This window comes from Streptomyces sp. NPDC031365, assembly GCF_055569765.1.
Genome location: NZ_JBVIIM010000018.1, coordinates 141,914 through 163,051, shown reverse-complemented (window position 1 = coordinate 163,051; position 21,138 = coordinate 141,914). Strand labels below are relative to the sequence as shown.

Annotated in this window: 19 protein-coding genes; 7 read left to right on the top strand and 12 right to left on the bottom strand. The window is 71.3% G+C overall.

Going from position 1 to position 21,138, the window contains the following annotated elements; all coding sequences use genetic code 11:
* Positions 1-6: 6 nt before the first annotated feature.
* Together ACZ5C2_RS25120 and ACZ5C2_RS25115 are read right to left on the bottom strand one after the other, a co-directional pair.
* The gene (locus ACZ5C2_RS25120; RefSeq protein WP_468795026.1) at positions 7-1,392 is read right to left on the bottom strand and encodes an aldehyde dehydrogenase family protein; all 1,386 of its coding nucleotides are present in this window, start codon (positions 1,390-1,392) and stop codon (positions 7-9) included.
* Positions 1,393-1,400: 8 nt separating this feature from the next.
* Positions 1,401-2,771: a glutamine synthetase family protein gene (locus ACZ5C2_RS25115; protein WP_468795023.1), complete on the bottom strand. Its 1,371-nt coding sequence runs from the start codon at positions 2,769-2,771 to the stop codon at positions 1,401-1,403.
* Positions 2,772-2,897: 126 nt separating this feature from the next.
* On the opposite strand from ACZ5C2_RS25115, the gene ACZ5C2_RS25110 reads away from it, so the two are divergent.
* From ACZ5C2_RS25110 to ACZ5C2_RS25100, 3 genes are all read left to right on the top strand, one after another.
* On the top strand, positions 2,898-3,632 hold the full coding sequence (locus ACZ5C2_RS25110; RefSeq protein WP_468795020.1) for a FadR/GntR family transcriptional regulator: 735 nt from the start codon (positions 2,898-2,900) through the stop codon (positions 3,630-3,632).
* A gap of 155 nt (positions 3,633-3,787) precedes the next feature.
* The gene (gene eat / locus ACZ5C2_RS25105) at positions 3,788-5,230 is read left to right on the top strand and encodes an ethanolamine permease (protein WP_468795017.1); all 1,443 of its coding nucleotides are present in this window, start codon (positions 3,788-3,790) and stop codon (positions 5,228-5,230) included.
* Positions 5,231-5,250: 20 nt separating this feature from the next.
* Positions 5,251-5,937: a gamma-glutamyl-gamma-aminobutyrate hydrolase family protein gene (locus ACZ5C2_RS25100; RefSeq protein WP_468795014.1), complete on the top strand. Its 687-nt coding sequence runs from the start codon at positions 5,251-5,253 to the stop codon at positions 5,935-5,937.
* Positions 5,938-6,132: 195 nt separating this feature from the next.
* On the opposite strand, the gene ACZ5C2_RS25095 is transcribed toward ACZ5C2_RS25100, so the two are convergent.
* From ACZ5C2_RS25095 to ACZ5C2_RS25075, 5 genes are all read right to left on the bottom strand, one after another.
* Entirely contained in the window at positions 6,133-7,068 is a 936-nt protein-coding gene (locus tag ACZ5C2_RS25095; protein ID WP_468795011.1) for a LysR family transcriptional regulator, read from the bottom strand.
* A 300-nt stretch (positions 7,069-7,368) separates the two neighbouring features.
* The gene (locus tag ACZ5C2_RS25090) at positions 7,369-8,097 is read right to left on the bottom strand and encodes a helical backbone metal receptor (RefSeq protein ID WP_468795008.1); all 729 of its coding nucleotides are present in this window, start codon (positions 8,095-8,097) and stop codon (positions 7,369-7,371) included.
* Positions 8,094-8,663, bottom strand: a complete 570-nt coding sequence (locus ACZ5C2_RS25085; protein ID WP_468795005.1) for a helix-turn-helix domain-containing protein — start codon at positions 8,661-8,663, stop codon at positions 8,094-8,096. Before ACZ5C2_RS25085 ends, ACZ5C2_RS25090 begins: the two co-directional genes overlap by 4 nt.
* A 494-nt stretch (positions 8,664-9,157) precedes the next feature.
* Positions 9,158-11,776: an ABC transporter permease/substrate binding protein gene (locus ACZ5C2_RS25080; protein WP_468795002.1), complete on the bottom strand. Its 2,619-nt coding sequence runs from the start codon at positions 11,774-11,776 to the stop codon at positions 9,158-9,160.
* Positions 11,769-12,860 (bottom strand): quaternary amine ABC transporter ATP-binding protein, encoded by a 1,092-nt coding sequence (locus tag ACZ5C2_RS25075; RefSeq protein ID WP_468794999.1) that lies wholly within the window; start codon positions 12,858-12,860, stop codon positions 11,769-11,771. Before ACZ5C2_RS25075 ends, ACZ5C2_RS25080 begins: the two co-directional genes overlap by 8 nt.
* A 254-nt stretch (positions 12,861-13,114) precedes the next feature.
* Here ACZ5C2_RS25075 and ACZ5C2_RS25070 point away from each other — a divergent pair, with 254 nt between their 5' ends.
* From ACZ5C2_RS25070 to ACZ5C2_RS25055, 4 genes are all read left to right on the top strand, one after another.
* Positions 13,115-14,020, top strand: a complete 906-nt coding sequence (locus ACZ5C2_RS25070; protein WP_468795050.1) for a 5'-3' exonuclease — start codon at positions 13,115-13,117, stop codon at positions 14,018-14,020.
* A gap of 93 nt (positions 14,021-14,113) precedes the next feature.
* Positions 14,114-14,959: a siderophore-interacting protein gene (locus ACZ5C2_RS25065; RefSeq protein WP_468794996.1), complete on the top strand. Its 846-nt coding sequence runs from the start codon at positions 14,114-14,116 to the stop codon at positions 14,957-14,959.
* 102 nt (positions 14,960-15,061) lie between these two features.
* On the top strand, positions 15,062-15,358 hold the full coding sequence (locus ACZ5C2_RS25060; RefSeq protein WP_468794993.1) for a hypothetical protein: 297 nt from the start codon (positions 15,062-15,064) through the stop codon (positions 15,356-15,358).
* A gap of 207 nt (positions 15,359-15,565) precedes the next feature.
* Complete coding sequence (locus tag ACZ5C2_RS25055; protein WP_468794990.1) at positions 15,566-16,516, top strand: RluA family pseudouridine synthase; 951 nt, start codon at positions 15,566-15,568, stop codon at positions 16,514-16,516.
* On the opposite strand, the gene ACZ5C2_RS25050 is transcribed toward ACZ5C2_RS25055, so the two are convergent.
* From ACZ5C2_RS25050 to ACZ5C2_RS25030, 5 genes are read right to left on the bottom strand one after another with little or no spacing between them, the layout of a single operon-like run.
* A complete protein-coding gene (locus ACZ5C2_RS25050; protein ID WP_468794987.1) occupies positions 16,510-18,021 on the bottom strand; it encodes a cytochrome P450 in 1,512 nt (503 codons plus the stop codon). The genes ACZ5C2_RS25055 and ACZ5C2_RS25050 overlap by 7 nt on opposite strands.
* Before the next feature lie 52 nt (positions 18,022-18,073).
* Positions 18,074-18,694 carry a GTP-binding protein gene (locus ACZ5C2_RS25045; RefSeq protein ID WP_468794984.1) on the bottom strand — a complete coding sequence of 207 codons (621 nt, stop codon included), beginning with the start codon at positions 18,692-18,694 and terminating at the stop codon, positions 18,074-18,076.
* Entirely contained in the window at positions 18,675-19,085 is a 411-nt protein-coding gene (locus ACZ5C2_RS25040) for a DUF742 domain-containing protein (RefSeq protein WP_468794981.1), read from the bottom strand. The genes ACZ5C2_RS25045 and ACZ5C2_RS25040 overlap by 20 nt, the downstream gene beginning before the upstream one ends.
* Positions 19,082-19,489, bottom strand: a complete 408-nt coding sequence (locus tag ACZ5C2_RS25035; RefSeq protein ID WP_125507959.1) for a roadblock/LC7 domain-containing protein — start codon at positions 19,487-19,489, stop codon at positions 19,082-19,084. The genes ACZ5C2_RS25040 and ACZ5C2_RS25035 overlap by 4 nt, the downstream gene beginning before the upstream one ends.
* The gene (locus tag ACZ5C2_RS25030) at positions 19,486-21,093 is read right to left on the bottom strand and encodes a sensor histidine kinase (protein ID WP_468794978.1); all 1,608 of its coding nucleotides are present in this window, start codon (positions 21,091-21,093) and stop codon (positions 19,486-19,488) included. The genes ACZ5C2_RS25035 and ACZ5C2_RS25030 overlap by 4 nt, the downstream gene beginning before the upstream one ends.
* Positions 21,094-21,138: the final 45 nt, after the last annotated feature.

Here is a 21,138-nt window from a genome sequence, read left to right as displayed (position 1 = left end):
GTGCGGTCAGGCCTCCGTGCTGATGAATACGTTCTTGGTTTCGGTGAAGGCGGTCAGCGCGTCCGGGCCGAGCTCGCGCCCGACGCCGGACTGTTTGAACCCGCCGAAGGGGGTCCAGTAGCGGACGCTGGAGTGGGAGTTGACGGACAGGTTGCCCGCGCGGACGGCCTGGGAGACGCGCAGGGCGCGGCCGACGTCCCGGGTCCAGACCGAGCCGGACAGGCCGTGGTCGGTGGCGTTGGCCAGGCGTACGGCGTCGGCCTCGTCGTCGAAGGGGAGGACGACGGCGACGGGGCCGAACACCTCCTCCACGGCGACGCGGGCGCCCGGGTCGACGCCGGTGAGGACGGTGGGCGGGAACCAGTAGCCGGGGCCCTCGGGAGCCTTCCCGCGGATGCCGTCGAGGCCGTCGGTGCCGTAGGAGCGGACGCGGGCGAGCTGGGTGGCGGAGATCAGCGGGCCCATGTCCACGGTCTCGTCGGCGGGGTCGCCCACCCGGACCGCCTCGACGGCGGGCGCGAGCAGCTCCAGGAACCGGTCATGCGCGGAACGCTCGACGAGGATGCGGGTACGGGCGCAGCAGTCCTGGCCGGCGTTGTCGAGGAAGGACATGGGGGCGGCGGCAGCTGCGGCCTCCAGGTCGGCGTCGGCGAAGACGATGTTGGGGCTCTTGCCGCCGAGTTCGAGGGTGACGCGCTTGAGGCGGTCCGCGCCCCTGGCCCACACCTGTTTTCCCACGGCCGTCGATCCGGTGAACACGATCTTGGCGACGCCCGGGTGTTCGACGAGGGCGTTTCCGGCGACGGGGCCGTGTCCGGGAAGCACCTGGAACAGGCCCTCGGGAAGCCCTGCCTCCAGGGCGAGTCCGGCCAGGCGCAGGGCGGTGAGGGGGGTGGTCTCGGCGGGTTTGAGGAGTACCGCGTTGCCGGCGGCGAGGGCGGGTGCCGTTCCCCAGGCGGCGACGGGCATGGGGAAGTTCCAGGGGGCGATGACGCCGACGACGCCGAGGGGCTCGAGGAAGGTGACGTTCACCCCGCCGGAGACCGGGATCTGACGCCCCGTCAGGCGTTCCACTCCCCCGGCCGCGTAGTCGAGCAGATCCCTCACGTTGCCCGCCTCCCAGCGTGCGTTGCCGAGGGTGTGGCCGGCCTCGCGGACCTCCAGGCGCGCCAGTTCTTCGATGTGCTCGTCGACCGTGACGGCGAACCGGCGCAGCAGCCGGGCCCGGTCACCGGGTGCGAGGGCGGCCCAGGCGCTCTGCGCGCGTGCGGCGCGTACGACGGCGGCATCGACGCCGGCGGGGGTGGTGGCCGGGACGGTGGCGATGACCTCCTCGGTCGCGGGGTTGCGTACCTGGAGCTCGGAGGAGTGGTCGCAGGACTGCTCGGACAAGAAGGGCCTCACATGCGTTCGAAGGAGCGGCGCAGCTCCCAGTCGGTGACCGCGGCGTCGAAGGCGTCGGTCTCGACGCGCGCCATGTTGCGGTAGTGCGCGACGACCTCCTCACCGAAGGCCGCTTTGGCGATCGCGCTGTTCTCCCACAGCTCGGCGGCCTCACTCAGGGTGGTGGGGACGTGCTCGAAGTCGGCGGTGTAGGCGTTGCCGGGACAGGGTGCGGGCAGCTCGAGCTCCTGCTCGATGCCGTACAGACCCGCGGCGACCATGCCGGCCACGGCGAGGTGCGGGTTGACGTCGCCGCCGGGCAGCCGGTTCTCGAAGCGCAGGGAGCGGCCGTGGCCGACGACGCGCAGGGCGCAGGTGCGGTTGTCGCGCCCCCAGGCGACGGCGGTCGGGGCGAAGGAGCCCGGCTGGAACCGCTTGTAGGAGTTGATGTGCGGGGCGTAGAGCAGGGAGAACTCGCGGAGCGCGGCGAGCTGCCCGGCGAGGAAGTGGCGCATCACCTCGGACATGGACTCCGGCTCCTCGGCGGAGCCCGGCATGACGCTGTCGCCGGCGGCGTCCGCGAGGGAGAGGTGGATGTGGCAGGAGTTGCCCTCCCGCTCGTTGTACTTGGCCATGAAGGTGATCGAGACGCCCTCCTGGGCGGCGATCTCCTTGGCTCCGGTCTTGTAGACGGCGTGCTGGTCGCAGGTGACCAGGGCCTCGTCGTAGCGGAAGGCGATCTCGTGCTGGCCGGGGTTGCACTCGCCCTTGGCGGACTCGACGGTGAGTCCGGCGCCGGCCATCTCGTTGCGGATGCGGCGCAGCAGGGGCTCGATGCGGCCGGTACCGAGCACCGAGTAGTCGACGTTGTACTGGTTGGCGGGGGTAAGCCCCTGGTAGCCGGCGTCCCAGGCCTGTTCGTAGGTGTCCCGGAAGACGATGAACTCCAGCTCGGTGCCGACCTGGGCGGTGTGACCGAGCGCGGCGAGGCGGTCCAGCTGGCGGCGCAGGATCTGCCGGGGGGCGGCGACGACCGGGGAGCCGTCGGCCCAGGCGAGGTCGGCGACGACCATGGCGGTACCCGCGTTCCAGGGCACCCGGCGCAGGGTGTCGAGGTCGGGGTACATGGCGAAGTCGCCGTAACCGTTCTCCCAGGAGGACATGGCATAACCGTCGACGGTGTTCATGTCGGCATCGACGGCGAGCAGGTAGTTGCAGCCCTCGGTGCCGTGCCGGAGCACCTCGTCGAGGAAGAAGCGCGCGGCGAACCGCTTGCCCTGGAGCCGCCCCTGCATGTCGGGAAAGGCCAGGACGACAGTGTCGATCTCGCCGCCGGCGACGAGTGCGTGCAGCTCCTCGACGGCCAGCGGTGGTGTGCGGTCTGCCACGGGAGTGCCTCCTCGGGCCTCTTCGGGCTGCTTCGGGCTTCTTCGGGCTTCTTCGGGCTTCTTCGGTCAAGCCGGGAGCCATAAGGTATTGCGGAGAACCATTGCTTGGGAAGGGGGCACGACGAGATGCCGGAAGACGCGGTCGGCGCGGTCGGGGACCGTCTGGCACCGGTGCTGAGGCAGGTCCGTGCCGGCAACGGCTTCGAGGAGGCGTTGGAGCAGATCCTCCAGGTGGTGCGGCTGGGTCTGGTGGCGGGCGGGGAGCGGCTGCCGGCCGAGCGGGAGCTGGCGGAGCGGCTGGGCATCAGCCGGGTGACGCTGCGCGAGGTACTGAAGGTGCTCCAGGACCAGGGTCTGGTGGAGTCGCGGCGCGGGCGGTACGGCGGAACGTTCGTGCTGCCCCGCGCGACGGACACCGGCGAGCGGGAGCTGCGGCGGCGGATCACCGAGGTGGACATCGAGGACGTGCTGCGCTTCCGGGAGGTGCTGGAGGTGGGCGCGGCGGGTCTCTGCGCGGCGCACGGGCTGACGGACGGGCAGGCGGCACGGCTGCGGGAGGCACTGTCCGGCACGCAGGAGGCGCCACTGGGTGACTACCGGCGGCTGGACACGCTGTTCCACCTCACGCTGGCGGAGCTGTGCGGCTCACCGACACTGACCGCGCAGTACGCGGCGGTACGGGCCGCGGTGAACGATCTGCTGGACTGCATCCCACTGCTGGTGCGCAACCTGGAGCACTCGCAGCGGCAGCACGCGGCGCTGGTCGAGGCGGTGCTGAAGGGGGACGCGGACGGGGCGCGGGAGATGATGCGCGAGCACTGTGCGGGGACGGCGGCGCTGCTGCGGGGGTTTCTGGCGTGAGGGCGTGACGCGCCGGGGGTCGGGGCAGGGTTTACCGCGGCTTGACGCACGGGTCTTGCGCGCACGCCGTTCGCGCCACGAAGGTATGGGCCCACAAAGGTCTGGATCCACTCCATTGCCGCCCTGCTCGCCACCGCCCCCTGGGGAGTCGCCCCGTGAGCCTTCCGACCACGCCCCACGAACCCGCCGCCGAGGACGATTACCTCGAGCGCAGAAGGCTCCGGCGCGGCAGCGCCGGCTGGCTGCTGCTGACCGGTCTCGGTGTCGCCTATGTCGTCTCCGGCGACTACTCGGGCTGGAACTTCGGCCTGGCCGAGGGCGGCTTCGGCGGCCTGGCGATCGCCATGGTGCTGATGGGCGCCATGTACACCTGCATGGTCTTCGCCCTCGCCGAGCTGTCCTCGATCCTGCCCACGGCGGGCGGCGGCTACGGCTTCGCCCGCCGGGCGCTCGGACCGTGGGGCGGGTTCCTCACCGGGACCGCGATCCTCATCGAGTACGTGCTCGCGCCCGCCGCGATCTCCATCTTCATCGGCGACTACGTCGAGTCACTGGGCCTGTTCGGCCTGGAGTCCGGCTGGCCGGTGTATCTGGCCTGCTTCATCGTCTTCATCGGCATCCATCTGTGGGGCGTGGGGGAGGCGCTGCGGTTCAGCTTCGTCGTCACCGGCATCGCGGTGGCGGCCCTGGTGGTCTTCGCGCTGGCCGCACTGCCCGAGTTCGACGCGTCGTCCCTCGACGACATCCCGGTGGACTCCTCGGCCCTCGGCGCGAGCTCCTGGCTGCCGATGGGGCTGCTGGGCATCTGGGCGGCGTTCCCGTTCGGGATGTGGTTCTTCCTGGGCGTGGAGGGAGTACCGCTGGCCGCCGAGGAGACCAGGGAACCGGCCCGTACGCTGCCGAAGGCGATCCGCTGGTCCATGGGCATCCTGGTGGTGCTGGCCGTGGTGACCTTCTTCGCGGCGGCCGGGGCGCGGGGCTCGGCCGCGGTCCAGGATGCGGGCAACCCGCTGGTGGAGGCACTCCAGCCGGACGGCGAGGCGACGACGCTGAGCCGAATCGTCAACTACGCGGGCCTCGCGGGCCTGGTCGCGTCGTTCTTCTCACTGATCTACGCCGGTTCGCGCCAGCTGTTCGCCCTGTCCCGCGCGGGTTACCTGCCGAGGTTCCTGTCCCTCACCAGCAGCCGCCGGGCGCCGTACCTCGGTCTGCTCGTACCGGGCGCGATCGGCTTCGCGCTGGCCGCCGGGACGGGCGACGGGGCCCGCATGCTGAACATCGCCGTCTTCGGCGCGACGATCTCGTACGCGCTGATGTCCCTCTCCCACATCGTTCTGCGTCGCAGGGAACCGGAACTGCCGCGGCCGTACCGGACGCCGGGCGGCGTGCTGACCTCCTCCGTGGCACTGGTGCTGGCGTGCGCGGCACTGGTGGCGACGTTCCTGGTGGATGTGACGGCGGCGTTCATCGCGCTGGCGGTGTACATCGTGGCGCTGGCGTACTTCGGCCTGTACAGCCGTAAGCATCTGGTGGCGAAGGCGCCGGAGGAGGAATTCGCGGCGCTGGCGGCGGCCGAGGCAGAGTTGTCACGGGACTGAGGCAGAGGGAGGTGCCCTACGTGTCGGCCAGGCCACTGATCGGCATCAGCACGTACGCGGAGTCCGGTGTGCGCTGGGGCGTGTGGCAGCTGGATGCCGCGCTGCTGCCGGCCGGCTACCCACGGCTGGTACGGCGGGCGGGCGGACTGGCCGCGATGCTCCCGCCGGACGCGCCGGAGCACGCGGCGGACACCGTGGCCCGGCTCGACGGCCTGGTCGTCGCGGGCGGCCCGGACGTGGAACCCGTCCGCTACGGCGCCGAGCCCGGCCCGCGCACCGGGCCGCCCGCGCGGGCGCGGGACGCCTGGGAACTGGCCCTGATCGAGGCCGCCCTCAACCGGGGCGTCCCGCTGCTCGGCATCTGCCGGGGCATGCAGCTGCTGAACGTCGCCCTCGGCGGCACGCTCGTCCAGCACATCGACGGGCACGCGGAGGTGCCGGGCACCTTCGGCCGCCACCCGGTCAAGCCGGTCCCGGGCACGCGCTACGCCGCCGCCGTCCCGGAGGAAACCTCCGTACCGACCTATCACCACCAGTCGGTCGACCGCCTGGGCAAGAACCTCGTCCCCTCGGCGTACGCCGAGGACGGCACGGTGGAGGCCATCGAACTCCCCACCGCCCCCTGGACCCTGGGCGTCCAATGGCACCCGGAAATGGACGACGACCTACGCGTCATGCAAGCCCTGATCACCTCGGCATCCGCTTAGCCACGCTCGGCCACACCGCGCCCCGCTCCCCACTCCCCCGCTCCGGCGCTCCTCCGTTCCGCGGGCAGTCACACCGGCAGTCGTGCCGCAGGGCGGCGCGGGAGGGCGCGGCGGCACCCCGTAAGCGCCGGGCCGCACATCCCCTCCCCCGCTCAGCACCACCGAGGGGCACGCCATGAAGACCACACCGGACACTCACCCCCGCGTCAGCGACAACAGGTCCCGCGCCGGCCCGGTGGGCCGATGCCCCGTGGGCCACACCGCCCGCAGATCCCGAGTCAGCGCAACCCCTTCCACAGGAATCCGCACCAGCCGCCGCAGAGCCAACTCCTCCCCCACCGCCAGCTCACTCAGCACCGCCGGCCCCGCCCCGCCCACCACCGCCGCCTTCACCGCGGTCGTCGAGGACAACTCGATCAACGGTCGCGCCAGCCCACCCAGCGCGGCGTCCAGCACCTGCCGCGTGCCCGACCCCTCCTCCCGCAGAATCAGCTCGGTCGCCGCCAGCTCCCGGGCCGCGAGCGGCCGCCGCCGACGCGCCCACGCATGCGACGGTGCCGTCACGACGATCAGCCGGTCGTGGGCGATCACCGCGGAGTCCAGCCCCGCCGGCACCGTCAGCCCTTCCACGAACCCGACGTCCGCCTCCCCGGACATCAGCCGCTCCGCCACCGCCGCGGAGTTCCCCGCGAGCAGTGACACCGCCGTGTCCGGGCGTTCCGCGCGCAGCGCGAGCAGCCAGCCCGGCAGCAGATACTCGGCGATCGTCATGCTCGCCGCCACCCGCAGCCGTGAGTCCCTGCGGTCCCTGAGCGCCTGCGCACCCGCGTCGAACGCCTCCGCCGCCTCCACGATCCGCCGCGCCCAGTCGGTGACCAGCGCCCCCGCGTCGGTCAGCTGCGATCCCCTCGGCGAGCGGTCGACCAGGGCCACCCCGAGCTGCCGCTCCATCGACCGGACGCGGCTGCTCGCCGCCGGCTGGGTGATGCCCAGTTCGCGCGCCGCGCCGCCCAGGCTTCCCAGCCGCGCCACCGCCAGCAGCAGCTCCAGCGCCCCGAGGTCCGGCACCCGGTGACCCAGCGATCCGACGCTCAGGGGACGGTCGCCGACGGGGTCCTCCGTCTTGCTCATAAGGCCAGCTTATGCCGTCACAGGAGCGGACTCCCTGGTGGGCGGACTCCCTGGTGAGCGCCCTCCCCCACCCCGGTGACCGTTCTCCCCCCGGGCAGGACCGTATGACCACGGTCCTCGCCACCGTCCGGCCCTCGTGTGCGACGCCCGTGCGTCGCCTCGGGCCCAACGGGCAGACTTGCGTCACGGGCACCGCCACCGTGGCGGCCCCCGCCGCCGTACTTCCCGCGCACCCGACGTGCGCACCGCGCCCCTCGCCGCCGCCCGGGCCGGCCGCTCCGCACACCGTGCGCGGCCCGGTCAGCGGCTCGCTGCTCGCAGGGCCCGGCCCAGCACCGTCGGCGCCCCGGCCAGCGACGGCCCGTACCAGGTGAGGTGCCGGCCGTCGACCAGCGCGCAGGGCAGCCCGGGGAAGGCCTCCGGGCCGTCGTCGGCGGTGAAGCGGTACGGCTCGTCGGGGAGCACGACGAGGTCCGGTCGCGCCGCGCGCAACTCGTCGAGCGGGATACGGGGGTAGCGCTCCGGGTGGGTCGCGTACACCTGGTCGACGCCGAGGCGGGCCAGTAGGTCGCCGGCGAAGGTGTCCCGGCCCAGCACCATCCAGGGGCGCCGCCACACGGGCACGACCGCGGTCCGCCGCTCCGGAGGCGCGGGCAGGGCGTCCCAGGCGGCTTCGGCCTCCTCCAGCCACCGGGGCCGTGGCGCCACCCCGCACGCGGTGAGCACCCGGTCCAGTTCTCCGAAGGCCCCCGCCAGCGTGCGCACCTCCGTCACCAGCACGTCGAGGCCCGCCGCCCGCAGTGCCGCCAGATCGGACTCGCGGTTCTCCTCCTCGTTGGCGATCACCAGGTCGGGGGCGAGGGCGGTGATCCGGTCCACCTTCGGGTTCTTCGTACCGCCGACGCGCACGACGTCCAGCCCGGCCGGATGGCTGCACCAGTCGGTGGCGCCGACGAGGACGCCGGGGGCGGAGTGGGCCACGGCCTCCGTCAGCGAGGGCACGAGGGAGACGACCCGGGCGGGGCTCATCGGCGCGGCTTGTCCCGCAGCGCCTCGATGTCCTCGGCGACCGCGACGACCAGCAACCGGGTCTCCGGCACCGTGGCCCGCCAGCGGTGCCGCACACCTCCGGTCAGATACAGGGTGTCGCCGCGGCCGAGGCGGTACGCGCGGCCCTCCGCCTCGATCTCCACGGCGCCGTCCGCCACGTACATCAACTGGTCGTTGCGGTACTGCAGTTCACGGCCCGCGTCATGGTCACCGGTGAACTCGGAGGCGTACATCTGGTGGTGACCTCGCACCAGGGAGCGCACGCGGGGCTCCGCCCAGGGCTCGCTGCCCTCGGCGCGGACGACGTCCACACTGCATGCCGGGTCGGCGGCGGCGAGGAGTTCCACGGCGGTGGTGCGCAGGGCGTCGGCGACCTTCTCCAGCGACGTCTGGCTGGGCCGCGCCCGCTCGTTCTCGATCTGGCTCAGGAACGGGACCGACAGACCGCTGCGCTCGGCCACGACGGCAAGGGTGAGGTCCAGCGCGCGGCGGCGGCGGCGCACGGCCGCGCCCACCCGCAAGGGCTGTTCTTTGTGGTCGCCCATCGCTCCGGCTCCCTCCTCACCGATCGTCCCGCACCCTGCACGCCCGCCGTACCGGCGCACTCCTTGTGTTGAGTTGACTGCACCCTACGCACGTTCGGCAAACCGTTTCAGGCGCCTGTCACGTCGCCGTCCCACCAGGCCGGTGCGGACCTCACGGTTCGCGCCAGCCGCCCGGCGGGCCCCTCGGTTTCCCACGGATACGGAAAAGGGGTGTTCTGGCCATTGTTCCCCGGGCCGGGCAGAAGGTCACGGGGAGGTTCGGGAAGGATCGGAAAGGTTCGGGGAGGGCATCACCCTCTGCGTTTGGCCGGATTCCTACCGTGTTCCCGGCAGGGGCGGGACATGCCCGAGGGGCGGGCCCGGCCGCGCCGTCAGGTGCGGGTCCGGGCCCGCCCCTCGGGGGTTGGCCGGTACGGCGGTGGACCGCGCGGCCGGCGGACGGCGCGGTGCCGTCGACCACTGGCTGCGGAGCACCGGCCGCTGCGGGGCCCTCGCTACTGCGGGGTCATCCGCTCCACCATGTCCGGGTGCTCCTCGAGCCAGGCGGCGACGGCCTCCTCCTCATGGCCCTGGCCACGGTTCTTGATCTCCGCCTCCAAGGTGCCCAGCTCGTCCTCACTCATACGCCAGCCCTTGATCCACTTCGTGAGCTGCGGGTACTGCTCGGGGAACTTCTTGCTCGCGATGGTGCGGATCGTGTTGCCCTCACCGAAGGCCTTCTTCGGGTCCTTCAGCTTGGTCAGCTCGTACTCGCTGTAGGCCCAGTGCGGCGACCACAGGGTGACCGCGATCGGTTCCTTCTTGGCGAGGGCGCGCTTGAGCTCGGCCAGCATCGCCGGCGTGGAGCCGTCGACGACCTCGTACTCGTCCTCCAGGCCGTAGCCCGGCATGACCTCGTTCTTGAGCAGCTGCATCTCACCGGTGCCCGGCTCGATGCCGATGATCCTCCCGTCGAAGAGGTCGGCCTTGCCCTTGAGGTCCTCGAGGGACTGGACGTCCTTGACGTACGAGGGGACGGCGATCTCCAGCGAGGTGGGCTCGTACCAGGTGCCCAGGTCGGTGAGACGGTCCTTGCTCTTGTCCCAGTAGTTCTTCTGCGCGTACGGCAGCCAGGCGTCGAAATTGAGGTCGAGGTCCCCGGAGGCGAGGCCGGTGTAGACCGGGCCGACCTCCATCTGCTTGAGGTTCAGCCGGTAGCCGCGCCGTTCCAGGACGTTCTTCCACAGGTAGGTGACGGCGATGTCCTCGTCCCAGGGGAACCAGGCCACGTCCAGGGGCCGCTTCGCCTCGGCGGGGGTGTCGCCGGAGCCGGACGCGACCGGGGCCAGCTTGTCGACGACTTCCGGGTTGTCCTCGAGCCAGGCGCGGACGGCGTCCTGCTGCTTGCCCTTGCCCGCCTTGTTGATCTCGGCCTCGAGACCGGTGAGCTGCTTCTCGGTCATCGAGAAGTCCTTCAGCCACTTCCCCACGACCGGGTTGTCGCCGGCGAAGCCCTTGCGGGACACCAGGTGCACCCCGTCACCCTCGCCCCAGGAGCCCTTGGGATCCTTCAGCTTCTTCAGGTCGTAGTCGCTGTACGCCCAGTGCGGCGACCAGAGTGTGACGACGACCGGTTCCTTCTTGCTGTACGCCCGCTTGAGCTCGGCCAGCATCGCCGGGGTGGAGCTGTCGACGACCTCGTACTCCTTGTCCAGGCCGTAGTCCCCGAGGACCTTGTCCTTCAGCAGACCCATCATGCCGGCGCTGGACTCGATGCCGGTGATCTTCCCTCCGAAGGTGGAGGACTTGCCCTGCAGGTCCTCCAGCGAGTCGATGTCGTCCATGTACGCCGGGACGCTCAGCTCCAGAGTCGTCTCCTCGTACCAGGTGCCGAGGTCGTCGAGCCGCTTGCCGTACTTCTTCCAGTACGCCTCGTGGGTGGTGGGCAGCCAGGCGTCGGTCTGGAAGTCGATGGTGCCCTGCGCGAGTGCCGTGTAGAGCGGTCCGGCCTCGAACTGCTCGGCCTCGACCTCGAACCCGCGCCGCTCGAGGATCTCCTTCCACAGGAAGGTGGAGGCGACGCCCTCGTCCCAGGGGATGTAGCCGATGCTGATCTTCTTGCCGTCGCCGACCTTCTTCGCGTCGGCGGCGGTGCCGGAGCCGCCGGCGCTGCCGCCGAACAGTCCCATACCGCCCGCGACCAGGGCGAGGACGACGACACCGACCACGGCGACCTGCGGACGGGGCCGGTAGGACCAGATCTTCAGCCCCTGGGTGGCACGCGCCTTGGCGGCGGCGCGCCGGCCGAGCGGGGAGACGTGGGTGCCCAGGGCGCTGGTCATCCGGTCCAGGTAGATCGCCAGGATCACGATGGCGAGACCGGACTCGGCACCGAGGCCGATGTTCAGCTGGCCGATGGCCTCGATGACCGCCCCGCCGAGACCGCCGGTACCGACCATGCCGGCGATCGCGGCCATGGACAGGCCGAGCATGATGACCTGGTTGACGCCCGCCATCACCGTGGGCAGCGCCAGCGGAAGCTGGACGCGCAACAGGGTGTTGCGGGGAGTGGTGCCGAACGCCTCGGCGGCCTCGACCAGTTCCTTGTCGACCTGACGGATGCCCAGCTCGGTCATGCGCACGCCCGGGGCGAGCGCGAAGATCAGCGTGGCGACGATGCCCGGGGCGGAGCCGGTCCCGAAGAACAGGATCGCCGGGATGAGGTAGATCATCGCGGGCAGCGTCTGCATGAAGTCCAGGATCGGCCGGACAACGGCGCTGACCCGGTCCGAGCGGGCCGCCCAGATGCCCACCGGCACCGATATGACCAGCGCGATCACGGTGGCGACGATGACCAGGGCCAGCGTCACCATCGAGTCCTCCCACAGTTCGAGGGAGTCCAGGAAGGCGAAGCCGAAGAAGGTGAGGACACCGGCGAAGGTGCCGCGCAGCCAGAAGGCGATCATCGCGAAGATGCCGCACAGGATCAGCGGCTCGGGCGCCTGGAGGACGGCGTTGACACCGTCGTAGGCGCCGGTGAAGACGGCCTTGAAGAAGTCGAACAGCCAGGTGACGTTGGCGAGCAGCCAGTCGACGGTGCTGTTGACCCAGTCGCCGAGCGGAATCCTAGGCACGGGCCATCACCTTCTCGCCGCCCTTGTCCCGCGGGGTGTCACAGACACCGGGGCCGGACTCCTCGTCGCCGAGGAAGCCGACGAGCCGCTGCCGGGGCACGACGCCGACGAGCGCGTCCTCGTTGTCGAGCACCGCCACGGGGTGCGGCACCCGGGCGCTGATCGCGCACAGGTCGGTGAACGGGGTCTCGGGCGTCGCGGTCTCGCAGCCGCAGTCCGCCTCGTCACCGCGGACGTCGGAGTCCATCACGGACCCGGCGGTCAGGACGCGGGAGCGATCGACGTCCTGGGTGAAGGAGGCGACGTAGTCGTTGGCGGGCCGGATCAGGATGTCCTGCGCGGTGCCGATCTGCACGATGCGGCCGTCCCGCATCACCGCGATGCGGTCGCCCAGGCGCATGGCCTCGTTGAGGTCGTGGGTGATGAAGACGATCGTCTTCTTCAGCTTCTTCTGCAGCTCGATCAGCTGGTCCTGCATGTCGCGGCGGATCAGCGGGTCGAGGGCGCTGAAGGACTCGTCCATCAGCAGCAGGTCGGCGTCGGTGGCGAGCGCGCGGGCCAGGCCGACGCGCTGCTGCATACCGCCGGACAACTCGTCGGGCCACGATTTCTCCCAGCCGGCCAGGCCACACAGGGCGAGCGCCTCGTCGGCGCGGCGTTCACGCTCGGCGCGGGGCACGCCCTGCACTTCAAGACCGTAGGCAGCGTTGTCGCGGACGCTGCGGTGCGGGAACAGCGCAAAGTGCTGGAACACCATGCTGATCTTCTTCGAGCGGACCTGGCGCAGTTCCCGGCCGGACAGCGCGGTCAGGTCCTGACCGTCGAAGCGCACGTGCCCGGCGGTCGGCTCCAGCAGGCCGTTGAGCATCCGCAGCAGGGTGGACTTGCCCGAACCCGACAGGCCCATGACGACGAATATCTCGCCCGGCTCCACCGTGAACGAGGCGTCGATGACGGCCGCGGTGACGCCGTCGGCGCGCAGCTCGTCCCGGTCTGCCTTCTTGTGACGCAGTCGTTCGACCGCCTGGTCCGGTCGTCTGCCGAACACCTTGAACAGGTGCTCGGCCTCAAGCCTGGATGACACGCGTACCTCTTGTCTCGACGGCACATGGCAGAAGCGATGTCCGGCGGACGGCTCACGCGGCCCACAACAGTTGAAACTGCAACCGGCATCGCTCCGGGTCCGCGCCTCCCCGGTTCTGCACAGGGCAAACGCATTCGTGCGCCGCCTCACACAGGCGGCGGATGACGCAACCTGTTGCTTACAGCGCAACGGGGCGCTGCGTGCGGGGCAGTGTCGGTGCGGTGCGGCATGATGCGGACGTGACCGGACGACTGATGCTCCTCGACACCGCCTCCCTGTACTTCCGCGCCTACTTCGGCGTTCCGGAGTCCGTCCGGGCCCCGGACGGCACTCCGGTGAACGCCGTGCGCGGGCTGCTCGACTTCATCGACCGTCTGGTCAAGGACCACCGGCCGGACCATCTGGTGGCCTGCATGGACGCCGACTGGCGTCCGCAGTGGCGGGTGGAGCTCATCCCCTCCTACAAGGCGCACCGCGTGGCCGAGGAGCGCGCGGCGGGCCCGGACGAGGAGGAGGTGCCCGACGCACTGTCCCCGCAGGTGCCGGTCATCGAGACCGTGCTCGACGCGGTGGGCATCGCGCGCGTGGGAGTCGCCGGGTACGAGGCGGACGACGTGATCGGCACGTTCACCGGCCGGGCGACGGGACCGGTCGACATCGTCACCGGCGACCGCGATCTGTACCAGCTGGTGGACGACGCGCGCGGGGTGCGCGTGCTGTATCCGCTGAAGGGCGTGGGCACGCTCCAGGTGACCGACGAGGCCACGCTGCGCGAGAAGTATGGGGTGGACGGCAAGGGGTACGCGGATCTGGCGCTGCTGCGCGGCGATCCGAGTGACGGACTGCCGGGTGTGCCGGGTGTCGGGGAGAAGACCGCGGCCAAGCTGCTGGCCGAGTTCGGTGACCTGGCCGGGATCCTGGCTGCCGTGGACGACCCCCGGGCCAGGCTCACGCCGACGCAGCGGAAGCGCCTGGATGTGGCCCGCCCGTACCTCGCGGTCGCCCCCAAGGTGGTCAGGGTCGCGGACGACGTCCCGCTGCCGGACGTCGACACGGCACTGCCGCGCACGCCGCGCGATCCGGACGGAGTGGAGTCGCTGGCCGCCCGCTGGGGGCTGGGCGGCTCGCTGCGGCGTCTGCTGACGACGCTGTCGTCGTGAGCCGCGCGCACGGCCGAACCCGGGCTCACCCACCGACGGAGGTCGAGAGTGCTAACTTAGGTAACCCTAACTGTGACAGCTGGGAGGCACCTCATGGCAGAGCGTCCGGGACGCGCAGCGCGCACGCCGCACACCGCCCAGGTCGTCCGCACCGAGCGGCTGACCCCGCGCATGCAGCGCGTGGTGCTGGGCGGCGAGGGCCTCGCCGGCCTCGCGGCGGACACCTGCACGGATCACTACGTCAAACTGCTGTTCCCGGCCGCGGGGGTCACCTATCCGGAGCCCTTCGACCTTCAGCGCATCCGCGAGGAATTTCCGCGCGACCAGTGGCCGGTCACCCGCACGTACACGGTGCGCCAGTGGGACGCCGAGCACCGCGAGCTGACCCTGGACTTCGTGGTCCACGGTGACGAAGGGCTGGCCGGCCCCTGGGCGGCGAACGTCCGGCCGGGCGAGACCGTACGGTTCAACGGCCCCGGCGGCGCCTACGCCCCGGACCCGGCCGCCGACTGGCATCTGCTCGTCGGAGACGAGAGCGCGCTGCCCGCGATCGCCCGGTCCCTGGAGGCACTGCCGCGGGGTGCCAGGGCGTTCGCCTTCGTGGAGGTCTCCGGTCCCGAGGAGGAGCAGAAGATCGACTCCGACGTGGAGGTGCGGTGGCTGCACCGGGGCGACCGTCGCGTCGGTGAGGCGTTGGTGGAGGCCGTGCGGAGCCTCGACTTCCCCGAGGGCCGGGTGCACGCCTTCGTCCACGGCGAGGCGCACTTCGTGAAGGAGCTGCGCCGGCTGCTCCGCGTGGAACGCGGCATACCGCGCGAGGACCTGTCGATCTCCGGGTACTGGCGGCTCGGTCACAACGAGGACGGCTGGCAGGCTTCCAAGCGGGACTGGAACGCCCGTATCGAGGCGGAGCAGGAAGGCGCGGAAACCGCCGCCTGACCTCCGGTCCGGCCACCGGCCGGGTGAACCGCGGCACCCCGCACCGGGCCGGGCGGCGTGGCGAGCCCCCGACGGCGCGCCGCTGCCCCAGGATCCGGGCGCGTGGCACACACCTTCGACGAACTCGTGGCCAAGCACCGTGCGGCGGACGAGGCACACACCCGGGTACAGCAACTGCGGGACACCTACGACCCGCGCGCCCGCGCCCACTGGAGCGCGCACCAGCGGGCGACGTGGGAGACGGCCTGGCGGGCCTGGCGGGACCTCGCCCGGGACGTCCGCATCGCGGTGACCGACTACGCCCGTGCCGAGGGCAGACCGCTCCACGAGATCGAGGCGGAGCTGACCCGGGCGCTCCACCACGAGGAGCCGCCGGATCCGGGCACTCCGGACAGGTAGCACGCCGGATGGGTAGCACACCGATCACCGGTACGGGCTCCCCACACCACGACCTCGGGTCCCGCGGGCCCGGCCACGGGAACCAGGACGTGCGGGCGTGAACGGCCCCCAGCCGGGTCACCGCAGACCGTACCGGCACCGGGTCGGGCCGCCCGGGCGCCGGCGGCGCGTCCCTGTGCGCGTAGGGCGCCCGTACGCTTGCTCGGTGTGAGACGCAGACGGACGGTGCCGCCCTCTCCCCTGCCGCAGCGCGACGGCGTGGACCCGGTGCGGGTGCGACTGCCCGCCGGGGAGCAGTGGGCCACGGTGCGGGAGCATCTGGTGCGGCGGCTGGCGGCCGGCGCGCCAGTGATCGACGCGATGTTCGCCGCGGGGCTGATCGTCGGGGCGGACGGGCGGGCCGTACCGGCGGACACACCGTACGCGCCCGGTATGTTTCTGTGGTTCCACCGGGAGCTGCCCGCCGAGGTGGCCGTGCCGTTCCCGTTGGAGGTCGTGCACCGGGACGAGCACATCGTCGTCGTCGACAAGCCCCACTTCCTGGCCACGACCCCCCGCGGCAGCCATGTCGCCCAGACCGCGCTCGCCCGGCTCCGCCATGAGCTGGGCATCCCTGCCCTGGGCGCCGCGCACCGCCTCGACCGGCTCACCGCGGGCCTGGTGCTGTTCACGGTGCGGCCCGGGGAGCGCGGCGCGTACCAGACGCTGTTCCGCGACCGTCTGGTGCACAAGGAGTACGAGGCCGTCGCCCCGTACGACCCGGCGCTGGAGCTGCCCCGGACCGTACGCAGCCGGATCGTGAAGGAACGCGGGGTGCTGACCGCCGAGGAGGTCGGGGGCGAGCCGAACGCGGTGACCCGTGTGGAGCTCACCGGCCACCGTCCGGACGGTCTGGGCCGGTACCGGCTGGTGCCCGCCACCGGACAGACCCATCAGCTGCGCGTACACATGAACGCCCTCGGCGTGCCGATCCTCGGCGATCCGCTGTACCCCGTGGTGACCGGCCCCGTCCCGGCCGGTGACTTCCGGCGTCCGCTGCAACTACTCGCGCGGGCGCTGGAGTTCACCGATCCGATGACGGGCGTGGAGCACCGGTTCACCAGCGGCCGGGTGCTCGCGGCCTGGACGTCGTACGAGGACTGGGCGGCCGGTCAGTAGCCGCGCCACCAGCGCAGGAGGCGCTGCCACGCGTTCCGCGGCGGGGCGGCTTCCGTCACCGGGGCAGGCGGCGGCACCGGCACGGGCGGCTCGATGTGCGGCACGGGCGGCGCCGGCTCGGAGGCCACCGCGGTCTCCGGCCGGGCGGCTCCCCCGATGTGCCAGTCCTGCTGCAGGGACGCCTCGTTCTCGTGGCTCGGCCGCTGCGTCACGTCCTGCTGCGGCCGGGGTGTGAAGTGGACGGGCAGCGACACGAGATGCCGCGAGGCGATGGACTCGGTGAAGGACAGCTCCGCCTCGTCGACGCTGAGCTCCACGTCGGGCAGCCGCATGAGCAGCGCGTCGACGCCGACTTCGGCGATGGTGCGGCCGATGTCCTGGCCGGGGCACTCGTGCGGGCCGCCACCGAAGGCGAGGTGCGAGCGGTTGCCCTGCATGTCGGCGGTCGGATCGGGGCGCACGCGTGGGTCGACATTGGCCGGCGCGGGCGCGAACAGCAGTCCGTCGCCCTTGCGGATGCGCCGGCCGCCGAGCTCCGTCTCCTGCTTGGCGTAGTAGGCGAAGATGGTGCTGAACGGCGGTTCGTCCCAGAGCAGTTGCTCCACCCCCTGGGGCACGGTCATCTGGCCGCCGTTGAGCTGGGAGCGGAAGCGCGGGTCGATCAGCACCTGGCGCAGCACGTTGGCGAGGAGGTTGGCGGTGGCCTCGTAGGCAGCGATCAGGACCACTCTGAGGTGCTGGCTGACCTCCTCGTCGGTCAGCCCGGCCGGGTGGGCGATGAGATGGCCGGCGAAGTCCCCCAGCGGCTCGGCACGGCGGCGGACGGTGAGACGTTCCAGGGCCGCCATGACATAGGCGTTGCTGGCAATGGCGGTTTCGGTGCCCCGGATCATGTCGCGGGCGGCCTGGACGATCCGGTCGTTGTACTCGTCGGGCATACCGAGGACGTGGCACATCACGGCCATGGGCAGATGCTCGGCGTACTGGCTGACCAGGTCGGCCTCGCCCACCTCGCAGAAACGGTTGACGACCCGCTGGACGCTGCGGTTGACGTGCCGGCGCAGGCTGCGGAAGTCGGTGGCCGCCACGGCGCCGTCGATGGCGCCGCGCAGCCGCTTGTGCTCGTCGCCCTCGGCGTGCGCGCACATCGGCTGCCAGGCGATGTGCGGCATCAGCGGGTGATCGGGCTTGACCAGACCGTCCCCGAGCGGGGACCAGATACGGCTGTCCTTGCAGTACTGCGCGGGAGTGCGCACCAGTTGCTGGCTCTCGGCATGGCCGAGGACCACCCACATCGGGACGTCGTCGTGGATCAGCACGGGTGCCACCGGACCGTGTTCGGCCCGCAGTTCCTCGTACAGCTTCCTCAGGTCCTCCGACTCGTGCAGCCGGGCGAGCCCACCGGGACCCAGGCCGTGCGCGGGGCAGCCGGGGGGCGGCCCGGGCCGGGGGCCGTCCGTGCCGGTCGGGGAGTCTTCCGTCTGGGAGTGGGATTCAGGCGTCACAGTGGTCGCTCCGGAAGGGGAAGGCAGGGGCTGGGGGAACTGATGCCGCGGATCAGGTGAGCGAGCGGCTCAAGGCGAGGGAGTGCAGGAAGCGCATCAGGGTCATCAGGACGTCACGGCTGGAGGCACGGCGCCGCACATCGCACTCCACGATGGGAATCTGCTCGGACAGATCGAGGGCGGACCGCAGATCACCGACGGGGTACCGCGGGCCGTCCGGGAAGGAGTTCACGGCGACGACGAACGGCACGCCGCGCTCCTCGAGGCGCCCCATGACGTCGAAGCTGACTTCGAGGCGACGGGTGTCGACGAGGACGACCGCGCCGAGCGCACCCTCGAACAGCCCGTTCCACAGGAACCAGAAGCGTTCCTGGCCCGGGGTCCCGAAGAGGTACAGCACCAGCTGTTCCGTGATCTTGATGCGCCCGAAGTCCATGGCGACGGTGGTGGCCGTCTTGGACGCCGAGCCGAAGTTGTCGTCGACCCCGATGCCGGCCTGTGTCATGGTCTCCTCGGTGGTCAGCGGTTTGATCTCGCTGACCGAGCCGACCATGGTCGTCTTGCCGACGCCGAATCCGCCCACGATGACGATTTTCACCGCGGCCTCGGCCGTATGCGGCAGCTGATCCTCGGCCCGGGGTCCCGGGATGGTCTCAGAGCCTTTGAAGTCCATGCATCACCGCTTCGAGAAGGGAACGGTCGGGGAGCGCCTTGCGGACGATCGAGGAGCGCGCCTGGACCAGTTCCGCCGTCAGCAACTCGGTGAGCAGCACGGTCACCACGCTGAACGGCAGGCTGAGATAGGCCGACAGTTCGGCCACGGACAAGGGTGCGGCGCAGAGCCGGAGCAGCGCCGCCTGCTCGGGGGTGGCGGAGGGCGGGGGGTCCGGGGAGCGGGCCACGATCAGCGTCACGAGGTCGATGTCCGCCCGGTCGCCGTCCGGGCCGGCGACGACGTACAGCCGCTCGGGGTTGCCGCCCTCGCCCTCCTTCTTGGCCGGTCCGGCCGGCTGCGGAGGGGGGCCGCCCTGGGGGGAGCGCCTCTGGCGTTTCGGAGGAGTCATACGGTCTGCCCGTTCCGTCGCGGCGGACTGGTCAGATGGGCGCCGATGCGGACGACGAGGTCGCGCATCATGCCCCCCATGCGGCCGGGTTCGCAGGTCATGTCGGAGAGCACCGCGAGGTAGGCGTTGGCACCGGCCGCCATGAGGTAGAAGTAACCCTCGTTGATCTCGATGAGCACCATCTTCATCTCTCCGTCGCCGTGCGGAAGTTCCTGGGCGACGGCTCCGGCGAGGCTCTGTACGCCCGCGCAGGCCGCGGCGACCCGGTCGGCGGCGTCCGGCTCACCGCCGTAACGGGCGATGCGCAGACCGTCGGCGGAGAGCACCACGATCATCTCGACGCCTGGTACGCCGTCGGCGAGCTCCTTGAGCATCCAGTCGAAGTTGGCGCGTTGCTGGATCACTTGAGGTCCCCCTCGTCATCGGCCTCGGTGCGGGCCGGTTCGTTGATGAGATGCAGGTATGCGGTCGGGTTGCGGGTGAAGTCGGTGGGGTGGACACCCGGGTCGAGGTCCTTCTTCAGGCCCTCCCAGAAGGCGTCGACCCACAACCCGGGTTCGCGGTCGTTCCGCTTCTTCTCGGGCTCGGGCACGGCCCAGATGTCGTGGTACTCCTCGCCCCGCTCCTTGGCCTCCCGTTCGGCCCGCTCGGCGGCCGCCTGTTCGGCGTACCGCTGGGCCAGCGGGGTCTTCACCCGGCTGCGGCGCTGCGGCAGCCCGCCCGCGGTCCATTCGGTGACCTCGGGGACGTCGTCCTCCATCGGGACCGTGTCGGGGATGCGCGGGCTGGTGGGGCGTCGCTTCTTGGGCGTGCGCTCCGGTCCCGGGAGGGCGTCGACCGGGCGGGGCACGGCCGTCGCCCCGATGCCATGGGCGAGACCCACGCCGGGCTGGTCGGTGATCATCTCGCTCGGTACGACGAGGACGGCACGGACACCGCCGTAGGCGGAGGCGCGCAGCGAGACCTGCATGTTGAACGCGGTGCAGAGCCGGCCGACGACGGCGAGGCCGAGGCGCGGGTTGCCCCCGATCTCCTGGAGGTCGACACCCCGCTGGGCCTGCTCCAGGATGCCTTCGATACGGGCCCGCGCCTGCTCGTCCAGGCTGACTCCGGCATCCTCGATCTCAATGGCGACGCCGGTCTGCACCTCCGTGGCGGTGACGCTCACCTTGGAGGTCGGCGGCGAGTAGCGGGTGGCGTTGTCGAGGATTTCGGCGGCGGCGTGGATGACCGGCTCGACGTAGATGCCCTTGATGTTGATCTTGGCGATCGACTTAAGGTCGATACGGCGGTACTCGAGGATGCGGGACATGGCGCCGCGCAGCACGCTGTAGAGGGCGACGGGCTTGGGCCACTGGCGTCCGGGGCGGCCGCCACCGAGGACGGAGATGGAGTCGGCGAGGCGGCCGATCAGCGCGGTGCCGTGGTCGATGCGCAGCAGGTCGTCGAAGACCTCGGGGTTGCGGCCGTGGTCCTCCTCCATCTCCCGGAGTTCCTTGGCCTGCTGGTGGACGATGGCCTGGACGCGTCGGGCGATGCTGACGAAGGAGCGCTGGGAGGAGTCACGCAGGTTCTCCTCGTCGTCGATGATCTTCAGCATCGTCCTGAGCAGCTGGACCTGGTACTTCGGCAGGTCGCGCCAGGCCGGGTCGAGGCGGGGCAGGGCGCGGATCACCTCGTCGGGGTCGTTGCCGCTGTGCAGGTAGTCGAGGGTCGCGGGGAAAACCTGCTGGGTGAAGTACTGCGTCTCCGTGTCGTGGGCGGCGATCCGGGCCTCCAGATACGCACGGTGACGGGCGTACTCGGCTCGGGCCTCCCGCAGTCCGCGGCCACGGCGCACCGCCTCGGCCGTTGCGGCGGTCACCAGCAGGGTCGCGACGGCGCCGCACACCCCGACAGCGGTCCGGGCGGGCTCCGTCACCAGGGCGACGGCGGCTCCGGTCGCCGCGGCCATCACTATGGCCGGCAGCAACAGCACACGTGCATAAGGAAGTTGGACACTCGCCATGTGAGCCCTCTGAAGCGAATCGACTGATGATCGGGGAACATGCAC